The 18,450-nt window shown below is 35.1% G+C and carries 10 protein-coding genes; 2 read left to right on the top strand and 8 right to left on the bottom strand.

The window, feature by feature from the left end; genetic code table 11:
* Nucleotides 1–83: 83 nt before the first annotated feature.
* The 8 genes from L3X39_RS10985 to L3X39_RS10950 all read right to left on the bottom strand — a co-directional run bounded on the left by L3X39_RS10985 (nucleotide 84) and on the right by L3X39_RS10950 (nucleotide 17,324).
* Nucleotides 84–809, bottom strand: a complete 726-nt coding sequence (locus L3X39_RS10985) for a hypothetical protein (RefSeq protein ID WP_237231830.1) — start codon at nucleotides 807–809, stop codon at nucleotides 84–86.
* 41 nt (nucleotides 810–850) lie between these two features.
* The gene (locus tag L3X39_RS10980) at nucleotides 851–2,356 is read right to left on the bottom strand and encodes a RagB/SusD family nutrient uptake outer membrane protein (protein ID WP_237231829.1); all 1,506 of its coding nucleotides are present in this window, start codon (nucleotides 2,354–2,356) and stop codon (nucleotides 851–853) included.
* Nucleotides 2,357–2,372: 16 nt separating this feature from the next.
* Entirely contained in the window at nucleotides 2,373–5,672 is a 3,300-nt protein-coding gene (locus tag L3X39_RS10975; protein ID WP_237231828.1) for a SusC/RagA family TonB-linked outer membrane protein, read from the bottom strand.
* A gap of 242 nt (nucleotides 5,673–5,914) precedes the next feature.
* The gene (locus L3X39_RS10970; protein ID WP_237231827.1) at nucleotides 5,915–7,555 is read right to left on the bottom strand and encodes a RagB/SusD family nutrient uptake outer membrane protein; all 1,641 of its coding nucleotides are present in this window, start codon (nucleotides 7,553–7,555) and stop codon (nucleotides 5,915–5,917) included.
* A gap of 13 nt (nucleotides 7,556–7,568) precedes the next feature.
* Nucleotides 7,569–10,694: a SusC/RagA family TonB-linked outer membrane protein gene (locus tag L3X39_RS10965; protein WP_237231826.1), complete on the bottom strand. Its 3,126-nt coding sequence runs from the start codon at nucleotides 10,692–10,694 to the stop codon at nucleotides 7,569–7,571.
* 292 nt (nucleotides 10,695–10,986) lie between these two features.
* A complete protein-coding gene (locus L3X39_RS10960) occupies nucleotides 10,987–12,357 on the bottom strand; it encodes a SusD/RagB family nutrient-binding outer membrane lipoprotein (protein ID WP_237231825.1) in 1,371 nt (456 codons plus the stop codon).
* Nucleotides 12,358–12,367: 10 nt separating this feature from the next.
* A complete protein-coding gene (locus tag L3X39_RS10955) occupies nucleotides 12,368–15,580 on the bottom strand; it encodes a SusC/RagA family TonB-linked outer membrane protein (RefSeq protein ID WP_237231824.1) in 3,213 nt (1,070 codons plus the stop codon).
* Between the two features lie 118 nt (nucleotides 15,581–15,698).
* On the bottom strand, nucleotides 15,699–17,324 hold the full coding sequence (locus L3X39_RS10950) for a POTRA domain-containing protein (RefSeq protein ID WP_237231823.1): 1,626 nt from the start codon (nucleotides 17,322–17,324) through the stop codon (nucleotides 15,699–15,701).
* 247 nt (nucleotides 17,325–17,571) lie between these two features.
* On the opposite strand from L3X39_RS10950, the gene rpsL reads away from it, so the two are divergent.
* On the top strand, nucleotides 17,572–17,946 hold the full coding sequence (rpsL, locus tag L3X39_RS10945; RefSeq protein ID WP_237231822.1) for a 30S ribosomal protein S12: 375 nt from the start codon (nucleotides 17,572–17,574) through the stop codon (nucleotides 17,944–17,946).
* A gap of 21 nt (nucleotides 17,947–17,967) precedes the next feature.
* Entirely contained in the window at nucleotides 17,968–18,444 is a 477-nt protein-coding gene (gene rpsG / locus L3X39_RS10940; protein WP_019386264.1) for a 30S ribosomal protein S7, read from the top strand.
* Nucleotides 18,445–18,450 lie beyond the last annotated feature (6 nt).

Genomic DNA, 18,450 nt, shown 5'->3' with positions numbered 1-18,450 from the left:
TATGTAGAAATTTTTGTAGATAAAAAAATAGATTGCCAAAACTGACAATCTATTTTTTATTATTCAATTAAACTAAATATAGTCTAGTTTGTGTCAAATGCAGTTGATTCACTTGCACCGTAGTTTCCACCACCACTTGCTTTAACTGAACCACCAAGAGTTAATGTGTAAGTTCCATTTGCTGGGAAACTTAGTCCATCACCGAAGCTGTCATAAATTGTGAATGTGTAATCTCTACCTGCACAAAGAGTAATGCTTTCAGAAGCTGTAGCTTGACCGTCTGCATAGCCACCACCAGAAACAACAACCCCACCTAAAGAATCAGTAATATCCCAGGTAACTTCGCTTCCATAACCATCAAAGATGATATCAAGAGTCGCCGTTACTTCAGTACAGTTTTGTATGTATGAAAGCGTAGTTGACGCTCCACTAAAATAGTCTGCACTACTTTCAAAATTGATAACTAGATTATTTACACCAATTCCTAAATTAGTATCAGTTAATGCAACGGTTAATGCTCCTTCATTAGAGCCAGCTGGAATGGTTACAGAACTAGGTACCGTATAAGAACCTGCAGCAGCATTAGAGCTTGCGTCCACAGAAACATTAAAACTTCTATCTGAAGAAGAAATATTTGATGCATAAACGGTTATATCAAAGCTTGTGCTTCCTCCTGGATCAACACCAGTTGAGTACGAAGATTTGCTAAACGTTACATATTCCAACTCAGGAACGATACTATCATGGTCACAATTGTAGAAAGATACAATTGATAATAGTATCAAAAATTTATATGCTATTTTTTTCATAAATATTTAATTTTAATTAGTTAATAAAACCAATTCAAAGATTAGTTGTTTTGGTCACTAATGAAAGGGTTATTTTGAATTTCATCTTGAGGAATTTCAAACTGCATTCTTTCATCATTATAAGGAATTGGCTCTCCTACAAATGACAAGTGGTTTGAACCTCTTACAGTCGTAGCTTTATTACGCTTCATAGCTAAGAAACTTTTTCCTTCACCCCATAATTCAATTCGAGTTTGCAGATAAATTTCATTTTGTAAAGCAGCACCACTTAATAAATCAACATATGAATTATCTGGAACTCTGTTAGCCAATAAAGCTTTTAAACTAGTTCTAGCTGCTGGTTCGTTTCCAGCTCTAGCATTAGCTTCAGCATTTAATAAATACATTTCTTCTACGCGCATATAAACGTAATCCGCAGTAACTGTTGTTGAAGTACCACCAATTTGTCCAGAAGCATAGAATTTAAATAATGGTTGTAAATATCTACCACTGGTTGAAACACCATAAAATTGAGCTTTTCTAGCATCGGTTGCTGGAATAGAGGCATATAATGATGCATCTATAGCTTTGTAATCTCCAGCCCATGCATAACTATATGAATATGAATCTACTTGACCCCACCAAGAAACTAAGCCTAGTCCGTTGTTTTCAACAATATCGATACCCCACATCCAACTTGGGTCGTTTACATCGCAAAAGCAATTTGTTACTTCAGATGAACTTAACATTGTATAATTACCAGAATTAATGACATCTTGAGTTAAACTAGCAACATCAGCATCTCTACCTCCTTTAGCACCTAAAACATAGGCTAACATACCTTTGGCGATATCTTGATTTATTTCATTCTTTGCACTTCTGCTAAAACCATCTAATAAAGAAATGGCATCTGTAAGATCACTCTCCATCAAATCATAAACCTCAGCAGCAGTTGATTTAGGTACGTTCGTACTTATAGGTTCCATATATAATGGCAAAATAGCCTCGGACGCATTATATTCTTTTTGAAAATACTGCGTTAGGTAAAAGTAAGCCCAAGCTCTCATGGTTTTAGCTTGCCCCATAGCGTACTTGTTAGCATCAACTTCTGGAACTGCGTCATTACCACCTAAATTTTGAATTACGGTGTTAGAAGATCTAACAATTCTATAGTAAAATCTCCATGGCATTCTATTTCTTCCTCTGGTAAAATCTAGAGGTGCTTGAAATTCTGTAATATCTGCACGATACCATCCATAAGTACTAACACTTAAGGCCATATCACCAGATAACATATCTCCAAAGATATCATATCCTTTGTGACCAAAGTCATCATGACCTGTTGTACCACCACTACCAAATTGAATCATTTGAGCATAAATACCACCAACGAAAGCAGCAGGAATACCTAAATTGGTATTAGATGCTTCTGAAAGTTGATCAGATGTAATAAATTGGGTTGGTTGACTTTTTCCAGACACCCCGCTATTATCTAGCAGACTATCGGAACAACTGCTGACACTTAGTATCAAAGCAGATGCAAACATAATTTTTAATAAATTTTTCATAATCATTTTTTTTTAATTAAAATTTAACTCTTGCTCCTAAAGTAATAGTCGTAGCTGGCGCATAAATCCTACGCGCTGAACTACCAACTTCAGTAACCGAAGGATTAAATCCATCTCTAGCCGTATTGATGAAAAGGTTGTCTCCAGAAACCCAAAGGTTTACAGAACTTAAACCAGCTCTTTCAGCAAATTTACTTGGCAGAGTATATCCAATTCTTGCGTTGTTTAAAGCAAGGTAATCTGTACTAGTAATAAAACGTGTTGAGCCTGATGTTGCATTTACAACAGCATTATCGGCTAAAATTGGAATGTCAGTAACATCTCCAGGTTGTTGCCATCTTCTAGCAATATCCTTATGGAAGTTGTTTCCAGCAGCACCAAAACGGTCACTCATTAATTCTCCATATTGGTTATCATATGCGTAACCACCTAAACTATATGTGAATTGCGTTGAAAAATCGAAATTTTTGATTTTTGCAGACAATCTAAAAGCACCTCTTACATCTGGAATGAATGATTTATTAATAAAAACCTGAGTTCCGTTTGCATATGTTTTAGTTACTGTTTTCTTAATGTTAGCACCAGATGTTTTTTGAACATATTCGTAAAGCGATCCTGAAGTATTTGCATCACCTCCATTACCATCATCTACAACAAATGCACCTTCACCTGCATCTAATACATTGTTATTGTTAGCATCATCATAGTACTGATACCACATTGGTCTTCCATCAGATGGATCAACACCAGCCCATTCTCTCATCCAAAAATCAAATATAGAACGACCTTGAACATAAGCATAAGCACCATCTGCACTTGTACCTGAATCAATTACTCTTGGTAAACCTGTAGAAGGGTCAAGCGGCATTTGAGTCATTTCATTTTGAAGCATCTCACCGTTAATAGATAAATCCAGTTTATAATCTTCGGTGTTAACAATATGTCCGGTTACATCAAACTCTAAACCTGCATTTAATACTTCACCGTCATTTACTCTAATACTAGAAATTCCTGAAGAAGGACCTCTACGTTGATCAAAGAATAAATTATCTGTATTTTTTCTATAGTAATCAATATTTACGTCTAAATAATCTCCAAAACTCATTTCTATACCACCTTGAAGTTGTCTTGTAGTTTCCCATGTTAATGAAGGATCACCATTTACTCTTAAATCAAGCGCTAACGCACCTCCTACGAAGTTTGCGTTGAATGTATCAAAACCAAATGAAGTAGCAACACCTTGCTGGTCACCAGTAACACCATAAGATCCTTTTAGTTTTAAATAAGACATAAAACTATTTGACATAAAATCTTCGTTGCTCACTACCCAAGCAGCTCCAACAGATCCAAATACACCCCATTGTTCTTCAACAAAACGAGACGAACCATCTGTTCTCACTGACCCTGTTAAGTAGTATTTGTTATCAAAGTTATAACTAAGTTGACTGAAGAAAGACTCTAATCCAGAACCATCATTATAACCATCTGGTGGACCTTGGCTTTCTAAGTAATTACTTAAGTTGTAAACTCCAGGCAAAATAACGTTTTGCATGAACTGTCTAGATTGAGAAAATCTTTGTTCGAACGTTTCGTGTGCTGCAAGCAACTCAAATGAGTGAGCACCAAATGATTTTTTATAACGTAATAATTGTAAAAACGTTAAAGAGTATCTTACTTGATCAGTAACAGTTATAGAACCATTAGTGTTAGCTCCTGTACCGTACGCATGGTTCGTAGCATTATTTCTTCTTTGAAATGAGTATTGACCACCATAAGTTATTTCAGCACTTAAGTCATCTGTTATTGAAATTACTGCAGATAAATTACCATTGATAGCCTGTGTATCTCTACCATCAAAGTCTAATAATGCCGACCCAATTGGGTTCAATAAGTTAGCATTTGGACGGTTTCTTGTAAATCCGTTTGATGCTCCAGTAGGAGAACCATAATCAAATTGAGCTCCACCATAAATAGGGTCAGGAATTAATTGACCTGTATTTGGAAATCTTGCATATACTGGATAAATAGGCGCCATTTTATCGGCAAATTCGAAAACGTTTTCCGATCCTACGATTTGACCATTGTTTGTAGTTTGAGCGTTTGAGTAACCTATATTTCCTGTTACTTTTAACCAATCTTTAACATCAGAACTTAAATTGAATCTTGTAGAGTATCTTGTAAAGTCAGAATTGATAGCATATCCTTTATCGTTAAGGTATCCAACAGAAAGTGCATACGTAGATTTTTCAGAACCACCACCAACACGCAAGTTAGTTTCTGTTCTAAAACCTGTTCCAAAAGCAGCATCAGCATAGCTTTCAGGAGTAAATAGTCTATTAACACCACTTCTTACTTGTCCTGTTGCAGGATCAATTAAATCCGCCGCTGTAGCAGCGTCCCACATATTATAACCAGCTCCAATACCGTTATCAGTTAATAATCTACCATTTGCAAAGGCTACTGGATCTGCTTGTCCTGTTACAACACCTCTATTATATAAACCTTCCCATACATAACCGATGTACTCTTCAGGAGAAGTAATAACATCATATCTAGGAATTATTTGGGTATTTATACCAGTTTTTACATCAATTTCAATATATCCTTTTTCACCAGTCTTACCACTTTTAGTAGTAATTAATACTACACCATTTGCACCTCTAGATCCATAAATAGCTGTAGCGGTAGCATCTTTAAGTACCGTTGTACTTTTAATATCTGCTGGGTTTATAGAGTTTAGCTCAAAGTTTCCAGCTAAAGGAATTCCATCAACAACATATAATGGAGAACGGTTTCCAAGAGGAGAACCATAACCTCTTACACGTACAGTTGCAACCGTACCAGGCTGACCTGAAGTATTAATTACAGTAACACCTGCAACCTCACCAGCTAATGCTTGAGAAACGTTTGTAAATGATTTTGCTTCAAGATTTTCCGTAGAAATTGTTGATGCCGTACCTGCAAACGATTGTTTTGTTGCAGTACCGTATCCAACAATTATAACTTCTTCTAAGGCTTGAGCATCCTCTTGAAGTGTTATGTTAATTGTATTAGAGGCACCTACAGTAACTTCTTGAGTAGTATATCCAACGAAACTGAACACTAAGGTAGACCCTTGAGTAGCTTGAATTGAATATTTACCATCGAAATCTGAAGATGTACCTGAAGTAGTACCTTTAACTAAGACAGTTGCTCCTGGAAGAGGCAAACCACTGCCATCTATAATTGTACCAGAAATTGTCTTGTCTTGTGCAAATGTAAATTGCACAGCAAACGCTAGTAATAGCGTTAGTATTCCACTAAACTTTGTTTTCATTTTATAATTATTTGAATTAGTCAATGCCAAAAATCATAAAATAAAGTTAATAAAACAATAAATTATGGTTAAAATTTGAAAAAACACCAAAAAAACTAAGAAATCATCAATCAAAAATGATAGAAATGGTATTTCAGAGTAAGTGATTGTAAGTAAATAGGACTTATGAGCATAAAAAAAGAGGTTGAAAAAACAACCTCTTTTTTACTAAATATGTATTTTTCTAAGTATAATATTCTATACTAGTTTTGATCTGCTGGAGTAATATTCGGATTTGCATTAATTTCAGCTTGAGGAATCTTAAAAATCCAATCGTCGTTAATAGAAGGCCTTTCAACAATAAAGGCGTCTTGATAAAGTACTGCAGAAGCACCAGAACCGCCATTAGCTGAATGATCAATTCCTTCATCCCAACGTATTTTATCTGTATAGCCAAAGCCTTCACCCCAAAGCTCCACACGTCTTTGAAACTTAATTTGATTCATTAAGGCTTGTTGTGTACTAAAGGCAGCAGCACTGAATGCAGTATCACGAGCTCCACCAAGCGTTTGTAAAGCAGCTCGTGCACCAGGAAGATCATTGGCCATAGCTTTGGCCTCAGCCTCAATCAAGTACATTTCTGAAGTACGCATGTAAATAATATCATCTGGATCTATCGTTCCAGGATTTTTCTGTAACATTTTAACATGCATGTATGGATGTGTATTATGACCTGATGCCATACCATATTGACTTTTAATAGCATCTCTTGCAGCATTAAACTCAGCTTGGGTTGTATAAAGCGGGTTCGTGTTATTGGCCCAACCACCTTCACCATTTGCGGCCGATGCATTAGAGTTAGGAGCATCAATTAAAAATACATCTTTTCGGTAATCCGTATCAGGAATAGCGTCGATAATTCTTCGGTCTGCAATTTTAGGGTTTGATCTATTTTGGCTACCATTAAAGGTGTTACACATTAAGTAGAAGTAAGAACGGAAAAAAGTGGTTTCTGTTGAAATCACATTACTACCCCAAATTACCTCTGGTAAATCGTTTGTATTAAATCCAGATTTCCAGTCGGCCTCATTCATAATTGTGAAACCTTGTCGTGCTGCTACAGCTGAAGTTGCCGCCGTTTGCCAATCACCTTTAGATAATGCCCAACGTGCTTTAAGACCATGCGCTACATTGATATTTAATTGAGATTTGGTTTCAGGACCTCCACTTGGTCTTGGCGCTCCATTTTGAAAAGCAGCTATGGCCACATCTAAATCTGAACCTATTTGATCATACACTTGTTGAACTGTGCCTCTCGGTCCCGTAGTTTGAGGTTCTAAAATTACGGGAACACCTGGATCAGTAGCTGGATTACCTATTAAATAACCTTTACTATAATGTTGAACCAAAGAAAGTAATGCAAAGGCTCTATAAGTGTAAGCCTGCCCCTTAATGGTTCGTAAGGTAGGAGTTTCCGTCAAACTACCTTCATTAATTTTCTGAATGATTAAGTTAGCATGAAGTATAATATTATAGCGGTGATACCATAAGATTTCATTGGTTAATGAGGTTTCTAAAGTATGATCGTTCCATTGCATATTATCTCTCCAGCCTAAATTATTGGCATCGGCAGAATGGATTATACCTCCGGTTAAGTTATCTCCCTGTGGTACCCAAAAGTGATCTCCAGCTCTGGCTGTATTACCACCTGGTAGAACAGTTTGAGATTGTGAGTATAACCCACGGTGAATTCCATTAAGCACATTTTGCATGCTAGCTTCGTCCGCTAAAGCTATAGCAGGCGTAACAGAGTCTGTGGGAACCGTTTCTAAAAAATCTTCTTGACAAGATGTCATAGCAAAAATGACTATCGCTAATGACAAAGTTTTTATTTTATTTAACATAATTTTTCTTTTTTTAAAATCCAACATTAACACCAAAAGAAAAGATTTTGGCAGGGTTAAAATCATTACCGGATGGTGTTCCAGCTAAGTTATATTGTGGATCAAGCCCTTTTCTTTTACTTTTTAAATATAAATTCTCCCCAGTTAACGAAAGTCTTAAGTTATCAACCCCAAGTAAATCGGTAACATTTTTATCAAATGAATAGCCAAGGCTAACGTTTCTTAATGACCAAAATGAAGCGTCTGTTAAGAATCTATCAGATTGTGTTTGAACCAAAGTTTGATCACCTATTTCTAATCTAGGTACGCTAGTAATATCTCCTGGTTGCCTCCAAGCATTTAGAATATCTGGGTGTTGTGAACGACCATAGCTACTGCTTACCATCATACCAGCATACCCATTATCCAAAATACTACCTCCAATACCGTAAGTAACCAAAAGGTCTAAAGAAAAGCCCTTGTAGCTAATACTGTTTGCTACAGAACCTAATAAGTCTGGTATAGAAGAGTCTCCTGTATAGGCACGTTGTGTATCTTGCCAGTCATTAGTTGTTTCTTGAACACCATTACCATCTAAAACAGGAACACTTTCACCGTTGGCATCATCTTCAAAGACTAAGTATAATTGGTCACCAGTGGCTGGGTCAACACCTGCTGTTTGATATAAGAAGAAATCAAAACGAGAACGACCTTCTGCCCAACGTTTAGATCCATTAATAAATGGCTCAGGAATGAAAGTAATCTCATTTTTAAGTGTTGAAGCTTGTAATATAATATCCCACTTAAAATCACTTTTATTAACCGCATGCGTAGTTAAACTAAACTCCCATCCTGAATTATACATGTCGCCAATGTTATTTGGTTGAACATTGATACCAACACTAGGAGCAATTGGCAAATCATATAATAAATCAGTTGAATTTCTTTTGTAATACTCTACTGAACCTTCAAATAAATTGTTAAAAAGTCCAAATTCCAGAGCAACATCAAAATTTTCAATAGTTTCCCAAACTAACAGCTCATTTCCTAAATCAGACAAAACATATGCTGGAGCGGTTGCGTTTGAATTTATTCCAAACCTTGCTTGGTATAGATAGAAATCCCCTAAATCGTCATTTCCAACCTCACCCCAAGAGCCTCTTAGTTTTAAGCGATCAATAAAGGATACACTTTCCATAAAACTCTCATTATGTACATTCCAAGAAGCACCAACAGAGTAAAATGTACCCCATCTAGAATCTGCGCTAAATACTGAAGTACCATCTCGTCTTACTGAGGCGCTTAAGTAATATTTACTATCGAAATTATAGTTTAATCTAGAAAAATAACTTTCTATACGTTTGTCTGTTATTACACCAGAAATACGAATAGGATTTGAGAAGTTATCAAATACTTCTAAACCAGGTACAGTCTCTATGGTAGCTAAAGCATCGAAATCTGAATAATTTCTATCAAAACTTTCATGTCCTAATGTAAGATCTAAGTTGTGATTACCAAAACTATTATTGTAAGTCAAGATTTGGTTGAAGTTTTCAACTTGTCTTCTAAATCTAGTTTCACTAAATCTACCATCAGGCTGAGCATCACCAATAATAGCATTTTCATACTCTTTTTCTAGGCCTTCATTGATATCTCGTCCATAAGTTACTCTTATATTAAGACCTTCTAAAATTTTCACATCTGTGTAAAATCTAAATCCGTAGGTGTTGTCTAAATCACTTTCTTTATTAAGAAGAAGCTCTTGAAGTGCATGACGTCCTTGATTACGAGGTCTAGTACCAATGTTATATGTAGGGAAACCTTCACCATTATCAAATATTGGATTTCCAAAAGCATCTCGTACAAGGTTTCCTTGTTGATCGTTAACATAAACAGGATAAATTGGTCCCATTGCTTGAGCAAAACCAAACGGGTTAACAATGCTTCCAGTACCTGCAGAACTAGGACCTCTAGCTTCTGTTAGCGTAATATTAGCACTACCACCAAATTTGATGCTTTCGCTTACATCAAAATCCGCATTTAAACGTGTTGTTAAACGATTAAAATCGGAAGTAACAACATAGCCTTCCTCGTCTAGGTATGAAGCAGAAAAGAATACTCTGTGATTATCGCCACCTCCAGATATATTGACGTTGTAATTTTGTCTTAAACCAGTTTGTTCCATAAAATCAAACCAATCTAATGTTTGATACACTACATCAGCATTCGGATTCAATCTGCCATTAACGCCAACAATTTGATCGTTAGGTACATTAAAAGGATTGTATCCTAGCTGACTATATATATTAGCTGAGGCATAAGCTGGATCTCCGCCTGCAGCAGAAGTGTTTCTTAATGCTTCCCACATGGTTTCATAATATTGACCAGGAGTTAGCATATCATAATTAGGAATACCTCTATAAACAAACCCTGATTGTGCAGAGGCATTTACCTTGATAGCACCTTTAGTTCCAGTTTTTGTTGTAATTATAACTACACCATTTGCTGCTCTAGATCCGTAAAGAGATGTAGAAGCCGCATCCTTAAGAATAGTAAATGATGCAATATCTTCTTGGTTTATGGTGTTTAGAGCACCTTCGTATTGAATACCGTCAACTATAAACAAAGGGTCAGTATCACCGTTAAGTGTACCAACACCACGAATTACGATGTTCGGTGAAGACCCTGGTTGTCCATTTGTAGAAGTAAACTGTACACCAGTAGCTCTACCCTCAATGGCTGCAATTGGTGAAGTTACGTTTCTTGTTAATAGTTGTTCAGAATTAATAACACTTGCTGAACCTGTAAAGGCTTCTTTAGTAGACGTACCGTAAGCAACAACTATTACCTCGTCAAGAGTAGCTGTATCTTCTTGCATGGTAACATTAATCGTGTTTGAAGCTCCTACTAAAACTTCTCTTGTAAGATATCCAATAAAACTAAATACCAAGGTGGATCCTTGATTCGTGCTAATTGAATATTTCCCATCAAAATCAGTTGATGTTCCGGTAGTACTACCCTTAACAAGTACCGTAGCACCAGGAAGCGGTAACCCCGAAGAGTCTAACACCTCACCAGTAATTGTTTTTTGTTGTGCAAAAGTTAATTGCACCATAAACGCCAATAATAGCGTTAGCATTCCACTAAGCTTTGTTCTCATTTTTGATTATTTTGAATTAGTCTAAAGTAAAAGTCACAAAATAAAATTAATAAAACAATAAATTATGGTTAAAGTTTGAAAAAACGATAAAAAAACTAAGGAATCATCAATCAAAAATGGTAGAAATCTTATTTTGTTGTACGGTTTTAATTGATTGTAATTGAGTTAAAATTTTTTATTTTCAGAAACTAATTAACTGCACCGAGAAAAAAAAGACTGTCGTTCTAGACAGTCTTTTTCTCAATGTTAATTTATTAGGATTTTGAACAAACCATAATAACTAGGTTAAAAATTAATTACTTGGGAAAGCCCATATATCAACATCTAATAAGTGGCCTCCTTGGGCAGATATGGCCTCGTTATAACTAGCTTCATTTGTTTGTCTTTCAGAAAGAGGGTACATAAGGCGTCTTGGTATAATCCTTGAAGGGTTAACTGTTGAAACTGCATTTGGGTTTGCAATTAGGGCAGGATATCCTGTTCTTCTGTAATCAGTCCAAGACTCAATAGGTGCATTTCCGTATAGTGCCTTATATTTTTCATTGATAATTGTTTCAATTTTTTGGGCTTCCGTACCAGATAGAGACAGAGCATTAACATAAGTATCTGCATCGGTCTGTGATACTCCTACGTAAAGCATATTTGCTTCAACAGCGTCTTGCAAAGCTGTAAGAGCATCAGTATCAGTACCTCCAGTCCTAACAATAGCTTCGGCCTCAATAAATTTAACTTCCCAATATGAAATTAAAGGAGTGGGAGAATCAGCTTGTCCCCAAAATAAACCTGCAATACCAGCAAACGATTCACCATCGGTTGTATATAAAGGTAGTCTTGGATCTCCAGTCATCATATTATTCAAAGTAGTTCCGAAACCTAAAGTACTAGGTCTGTCATTATCAAATAAATATAAAGGATTTGCATTTTGCGCAGGGGTACTATATACAAAATCAGCTTGTTCAGAAGTACTTGATAAAGCCAACTGCGCTTGAGTTAAAGCATTTTGTGCTGCGCTAACACCATTAACAGATGTTAAATGCATATAATAACGAGCTTTTAAGGCACGAGCCGTTTTTTCCCAATCAATACCGCTAGTTGAGCCTGCACCAGCAAAAGCGCCAACACCAGAATCAACACCTTCGGCAATTGCTTGATCCAATAAAGCTTGTACTGTATCGTAAACATCAGATTGAGAATCGTATGAAGGGTTTAAATTGCCTTGGTCTCCATTAAATGCATCTGAATAAGGGACATTGCCCCATATGGAAGTTGCAAGCCCTAAATTAGCTGCCATATAAAGTTTAGCTAAAGCACTTACTTCACCTTCATTATTTTGGATAATAACAAAACAATCTGTCATCGCTCCACCACCATAAAGACCAAAGTCCCATAAATCATCAGGATCGCTTTCACCAATGTTATATTGTGCATAGGCTATTTGTTGCGCATCCAATCCGTCAAATTGTTGGTTTATAAGTCCTGCAATTCTTCCACCAAGAGCGACTAAATTTCTATGACTTTGCGAAATCATACCAGGGTAAATCGCCCCAGCATTAATTGAAGCGGCTGATGGATTATCGGGGTCGACATTTACATCTGTAATTTCACATGACGTAATTAAGCATGTGATTAAAATTACACTATAGATATATTTTATAGTTTTCATATTTATTTTTTTAAAAATTTAATTTTATGTTCAAACCGTAGCTTTTTGTATTCGGTTGGTTAAAATAATCTAAACCAATACCATTGGTGTCTCCAGTTAAATTGGTTTCAGGATCAACACCTGGATAATCTGTATTTAACCATAAATTTCTTCCGTATGCAGATACAGAAACACCGTCAATAAACATATTGCTCAACCATTTTTCTGGGAAATCATAGCTTAAAGTTACTTCTCTTAAACGAACCCAAGAAGCATCAAAAACATTACCTTCAGCTACATCTCCAAAACCATAACGCCTCCAATAGTTATTGTTTTCACTTATTGCTGGATTTGAATAAGGTACAGATTGTGTATTAACCGCACCAGTAGATTGAACCACACCTTGAAAAACTGTTGATTGATCTCTTAATAAAGTTTCTTCAGAAACTCCAAAATAATCTAAAATTCCTTTTGTTCCATTCCATACATCACCCCCTTGGCGGATATCAATTAATATTGATAAACTAAAGTTTTTATATGAAAAACTATTGCTTATACCAGCGAACCAATCAGGGATTGGATCTCCTATAACACCATCAGTAGAATCTGCAAGTGGATAGCCATCATCATCAATTAAAATATCGCCAGCAGCGTTTCTGGCATATCTTTGACCAAAAATGGCACCATAAGATTCTCCGACAATAGCTCTAGAACTTGTACTTGAAAAGCCATTAAGTGTAATAGATTCTACCCCTTCTACCAATTCTTGTACTACGTTTTCATAAGTAGTCCAATTTACACCTATATTCCATGAAAAATCTTCTGTTCTTATTGGGGTTCCACTTAAACTTATCTCAAAACCTTCATTGGTTACGACACCTACATTTTCGAAACGATCAACAAATCCAGAGGATGGTGCCGCATCTACGAAAATAATTTGATCTTTTGTTTCTTTATCATAATAAGTAAAATCGAATTTTAAACGACTATCCAGCATTGATAACTCAAAACCAACTTCAAATTCACTAGTTTCCTCTGGAGTTAGATTAGGATTACCAGCTCTAGAAGAACGTTCAAAAGATGTGCTATCATAAGCAGGGAATATAGAGCTTTGAATAAAACCGTCACCACTTACAGTAGTTCCTCCAAAGTTAGTAATGGTTGCAAAAACAGGTGCATCGTTACCAGAAACCCCCCATGACCCTCTTACTTTACCATAATTTATAAAACCACTATCCATAAGTTCAGAGAACACAAAACTTGCTCCTACTGAATATGATTGGAATGTATTAGCGTTAACGGGTAAAGTAGAAGACCAGTCATTTCTAAACGATGGTGTTATAAAAAGCATATTGTCATAGCTTAAAGTTGCCGTAGCAAAAGCACCTATGAGCTTTTTTGCATTAGAAAGTTCCTGCGCTTGAGTAGTACTTACGTTACTTAAATTAAAAAAGCCTGGAATGGTCATGCCATCACCTAAAACTGTTTGCCTATTGGTTTTAGTATAATAACCATCGTAACCAATATTTGCAGTTAGATCGAAATTTTCATTTAAGTTTTTATTTATACTTAAAATCATGTTCCAGTTAACATCTTGGTTAGAAATAACATCGTTAATTACTCTACCGTTTCCAAAGCTGGCATCAATAACATCAAATCCTATTTTTCTAATATCAGAATATCTGTCAACCGATGCTGATGTTTTAAGACTGACAGCGTCACTAAACTTGTATGTTAAACCCATTTTACCAATAATACGGTTTACGTCATCAAGATTCTTATTTCTTGCCACGGTAAAATAAGGGTTGTTATATATACCATCGCGATAACTTCTATGACCTGGTAACTCCGACCCAGGAATATCATAAAAATAAGAGGATTCTGAATTTGCTGCTGCTTGCCCTTCTAAACCATTACCGTTATCGAACGAAGGTGCTGTTCTTAATAACCCAAGCATAATACCCGAAATATTGGATCCTCTTTGGACTCTATTGCCTCCAGAATTTGTATATTGTCCTGAGGCATCTAATGTTAATTTATCAGTTAAATCAGCCTGTAAATCAATTCTAAAAGTTTTTCTCTCAAACTCTTCGTTAGGGGCAATACCTTTTTGCAACAGTTTACCAATAGATGCACGATAGTTTATAACATCATTACCTCCACTAACAGATAAATTATTATCGTAAACTTCTCCTGTTTTAAAAAATGTTAATGGGTCGTACGACTGTGCAGCAACACCATTACCAGTTCCAGCCGGAACTAAAGCTCCTTGGGGATTAAAAGGATATGTGCTGTCTCCATTATATTCTAAATCAGAAATTTTAGGACCCCATGAATCACCCTCAAAAGTTTCAGGCCCTCTATACTGTAAAGCACCTCCAAAATGCCTTCCTTGAGCATAAACACGTTGTAATTTAGGAACTTTATTGTATTCCGAAAATGCTATTTCACTACTGTATGTAGCTCTTGTTTTTCCAGATTTTCCTTTTTTTGTTGTAATCAAAACCACACCATTGGCTGCACGCAATCCATAAAGTGTTTGAGCAGCAATACCTTTTAAGATACTGATTGATTCAATGTCGTTTGAGTTAATGTCGACGGCCCTGTTGGAAAAATCGCTACCTCCTGTACTGGAGTTGTTAAAAGATTGTGTAGGGTCTTCTGAAAATGAAGAATTATCAATAGGTACACCATCTACAACAAATAATGGCGAGTTGGAACGTGTAATAGAAGTATTACCACGAACTCTAATGTTTGCTGAAGCCCCAACTGAACCAGAAGATGTAGTAACCTGGACACCAGCAGCTTTAGCACTTAAACTTGAAACTATATTCGTTTCTCTCGCTTTTTCAATGTTGTCACCACCCACTGTTTCTACAGCATAACTTAAGGATCTGGGCTTCGCTTGAATACCTTGCGCTGTTATTACTACTTCTTCAAGTGCTTCAGCACTTTCTTGAAGAGTTGCATCAATTGTGTTTGATGTCCCAACAACAATTTCTTTGGTTGTATAACCAACAAAACTGAACACTAGGGTAGAGCCTTGTGAAGCTTTGATTGAATATTTACCATCGAAATCAGAAGATGTGCCTGATGTAGTACCTTTAACTACGACACTAGCTCCAGGAAGTGGTAGGCCAGCATTATCTGATACCACACCTGAAATTGTTTTCTCTTGTGCAAATGTTAATTGCACAACAAACGCTAAGAATAGCGTTAGCATTCCACTAAACTTTGTTTTCATTATATTAAATGTTTGAATTAGTCAATGTCAAATGTCTTAATAAAAAGTTAAATAAACAATAAATGATAAATTAAATTTATTAAAAGTTGTTTTCTATTATGAATTATTCAATAAAAGCTTAAAAATTTGTAGTTAAGCTTAAATGTATTTTAGAATTGGATATATTAAATGTAGAATTCTCAACTTTTCCGTTGGCATAGTTAAATCTAAAAAGACCAGCTTTTGTAAGAATACCAAAACCAAAACCATATCCAAACAATTTTTCTTTCGTATTTATTAATTTATTTTCAAAATATGCTGCATCAATTATAGAATGTATAAATATGTAGTTGTTAAGTTGATACCTGTATTCAGTATTAATCAATCCGTATAAATTTGAAAAGAGACTGTTTTCTTCAAAACCTCGAATAGAATTAATACCACCGAATCTAAATAATTCATTTTCAAAGTAGTTCTTAGATACTAAACTAGCGCCATTTAGCCTAAAATACATGCTATTTTTTTTATTTAAACTAAAAATTTTAAAGGCATCGATAACAAATTGAGATTGCCGTTCAGTGTCTCTTGAGCTTTTTCTGTTTCCAAAGCTAGTTTCTAAATAAAACTTAGTCTTTAAAGGAAATAGTAAATTATTAGATTGTGGTCTTAAAAATTGATAAGCTACATTGAAATGTTGAGTTTTAAAATCGGCTATGTTCGGGCTAAAATTTTGAGTAAGTAAATTATTTGACTCTGTTGAAACTAAGCCTGCGAATACTTTGTGTTTTGCATTTATTTGATAATGTAATTTTGCTGATTGGTTTGTAGTAGTGAAGGAAGAGTCTCTTTTAAAAATACGTAACAATAAATCAATACCAACGGGAGATTTAAATAAGTAAGGAAGCGACATATCAACTTCAAATGTTTTTTGATCATTTTCGTCACTTTTGTAAAGCAATCTAAAGGACTCACCATAATTTAAATTATTTGTCAAATTCAAATTCAAATAGCCATCAAATTCTAATTTATTGGTATCTTCATTCGTTCCAAATCCTAAAAAACCATCAAAAGCATTGCTTTTTGTTTTTTCGAGATACAGATATAAAATAGTTGAGTCTTTAAGGAATAATACCTCAGGAGGTTTAACCTCATTAGCAAAATTTAAATTATTGAGTTGTTCCGTTTTGTTTTGAACTTTTTTCAGATTAAAAACTTGCGAAGGTTTTATTTTTAAATAACGCTTTACATATGATTTCGGGAATTTTTCATAACCTTTAATTACGATGTTATTAATGATTCTTTTTTGCTCGGAAGATTCAGTTGTTAATTCTGCTTCTAAATTAACATCGTCCGTCAATCTTATATTAGATAATCGCAATTTTGAAAATGGGAATCCCTTTTCTGAAAATTTAGCATTAATGTACTTTAAGCCATTTTCTATATCAGTAAATTTTAATTCAAAATAATTATCAAAAACATTCTTTGAAATAAATTTTAAAGTCGAAACATCAATATCCTCCTTGTTATAATATATATATATGGTGTTAAATTTATTTTTTAAAAGAAATTGAGCATTAAAAGTAGAATCATCTACTTTCTCTAAGTTCGCCAGTTCGTTTTCAATAAAACCTTTTTTGTAAAGTATTTTTTGAACGGAATCCAATTCAAATTTTACAGAAGCAAAATCTTTGTGAATTTTTGAATAGTTTAAAGAATCTATGACACTGGTTTCATATTCCGTAGCTCCATTGATTTTTAAGTGCAAGTTTTGACATAACAATTCCGTAGAAAAAAGGACATATATAATAAGGAGTAAAAAAGGCGTTTTTTGCACGTTACAAGTAACTATATTAAAGTGTAAATCTAACGGAAAAATGATACTTATAATATAACCGGTATTTTATTTTTTTAAAACTATTAAAAATTAATGAATTAGGATTTGAATTATTCATTTTAATTTCTACCTTTGCAGCCCTCTTAAAAGAGGATTTTAAAATTTATATATAATATATATGCCAACAATTTCACAATTAGTAAGAATAGGAAGAGCCAAAATAACCAAGAAGAGTAAATCGGCTGCTTTAGATTCTTGTCCGCAAAGACGTGGTGTGTGTACTCGTGTTTACACGACGACTCCTAAAAAACCAAACTCAGCAATGCGTAAGGTAGCAAGGGTTCGTTTAACAAACGGAAACGAGGTGAATGCATACATTGGTGGAGAAGGACATAATCTACAAGAGCACTCGATAGTATTGGTTAGAGGTGGAAGGGTAAAAGATTTGCCAGGAGTTAGATATCACATCGTTCGTGGTGCCTTAGACACAGCAGGTGTTGCAGGTAGAACGCAACGTAGATCTAAGTATGGTGCTAAACGCCCTAAAAAGTAATTAAAACTTTAAGAAGAAGACATGAGAAAAAGAGCAGCAAAAAAGAGACCGCTTTTACCAGATCCACGTTTTAACGACCAGTTAGTAACTCGTTTCGTTAATATGATGATGTGGGATGGAAAAAAATCGGTAGCTTTTAAAGTATTCTATGATGCGATAGACATTGTAGACTCGAAAAAAACTGACGAAGAAAAAACAGCTTTAGAAATCTGGAAAGATGCTTTATCAAATGTGATGCCTCACGTAGAAGTACGTAGTCGTCGTGTTGGTGGTGCAACATTCCAAATTCCAATGCAAATTCGTCCAGACAGAAAAGTTTCAACAGCCATGAAATGGTTAATTAGTTACTCAAGAAAACGTAACGAAAAATCTATGGCATTACGTTTAGCATCTGAAATTTTAGCAGCAGCTAAAGAAGAAGGAGCAGCTGTTAAGAAGAGAGTTGATACTCATAAAATGGCAGAAGCAAACAAAGCATTCTCTCACTTTAGATTTTAATAGGAA

This window comes from Flaviramulus multivorans (genome assembly GCF_021728415.1).
In the GTDB taxonomy this organism is placed as follows: domain Bacteria; phylum Bacteroidota; class Bacteroidia; order Flavobacteriales; family Flavobacteriaceae; genus Sabulilitoribacter; species Sabulilitoribacter multivorans.
This window is presented reverse-complemented; position numbering and strand designations above follow the sequence as displayed.

Bases quoted from the DNA above. Each gene is read 5' to 3' on its own strand.
- L3X39_RS10985 (WP_237231830.1), bottom strand. From the start codon at position 809: ATGAAAAAAATAGCATATAAATTTTTGATACTATTATCAATTGTATCT.
- L3X39_RS10980 (WP_237231829.1), bottom strand. From the start codon at position 2,356: ATGAAAAATTTATTAAAAATTATGTTTGCATCTGCTTTGATACTAAGT.
- L3X39_RS10975 (WP_237231828.1), bottom strand. From the start codon at position 5,672: ATGAAAACAAAGTTTAGTGGAATACTAACGCTATTACTAGCGTTTGCT.
- L3X39_RS10970 (WP_237231827.1), bottom strand. From the start codon at position 7,555: ATGTTAAATAAAATAAAAACTTTGTCATTAGCGATAGTCATTTTTGCT.
- L3X39_RS10965 (WP_237231826.1), bottom strand. From the start codon at position 10,694: ATGAGAACAAAGCTTAGTGGAATGCTAACGCTATTATTGGCGTTTATG.
- L3X39_RS10960 (WP_237231825.1), bottom strand. From the start codon at position 12,357: ATGAAAACTATAAAATATATCTATAGTGTAATTTTAATCACATGCTTA.
- L3X39_RS10955 (WP_237231824.1), bottom strand. From the start codon at position 15,580: ATGAAAACAAAGTTTAGTGGAATGCTAACGCTATTCTTAGCGTTTGTT.
- rpsL (WP_237231822.1), top strand. From the start codon at position 17,572: ATGCCAACAATTTCACAATTAGTAAGAATAGGAAGAGCCAAAATAACC.
- rpsG (WP_019386264.1), top strand. From the start codon at position 17,968: ATGAGAAAAAGAGCAGCAAAAAAGAGACCGCTTTTACCAGATCCACGT.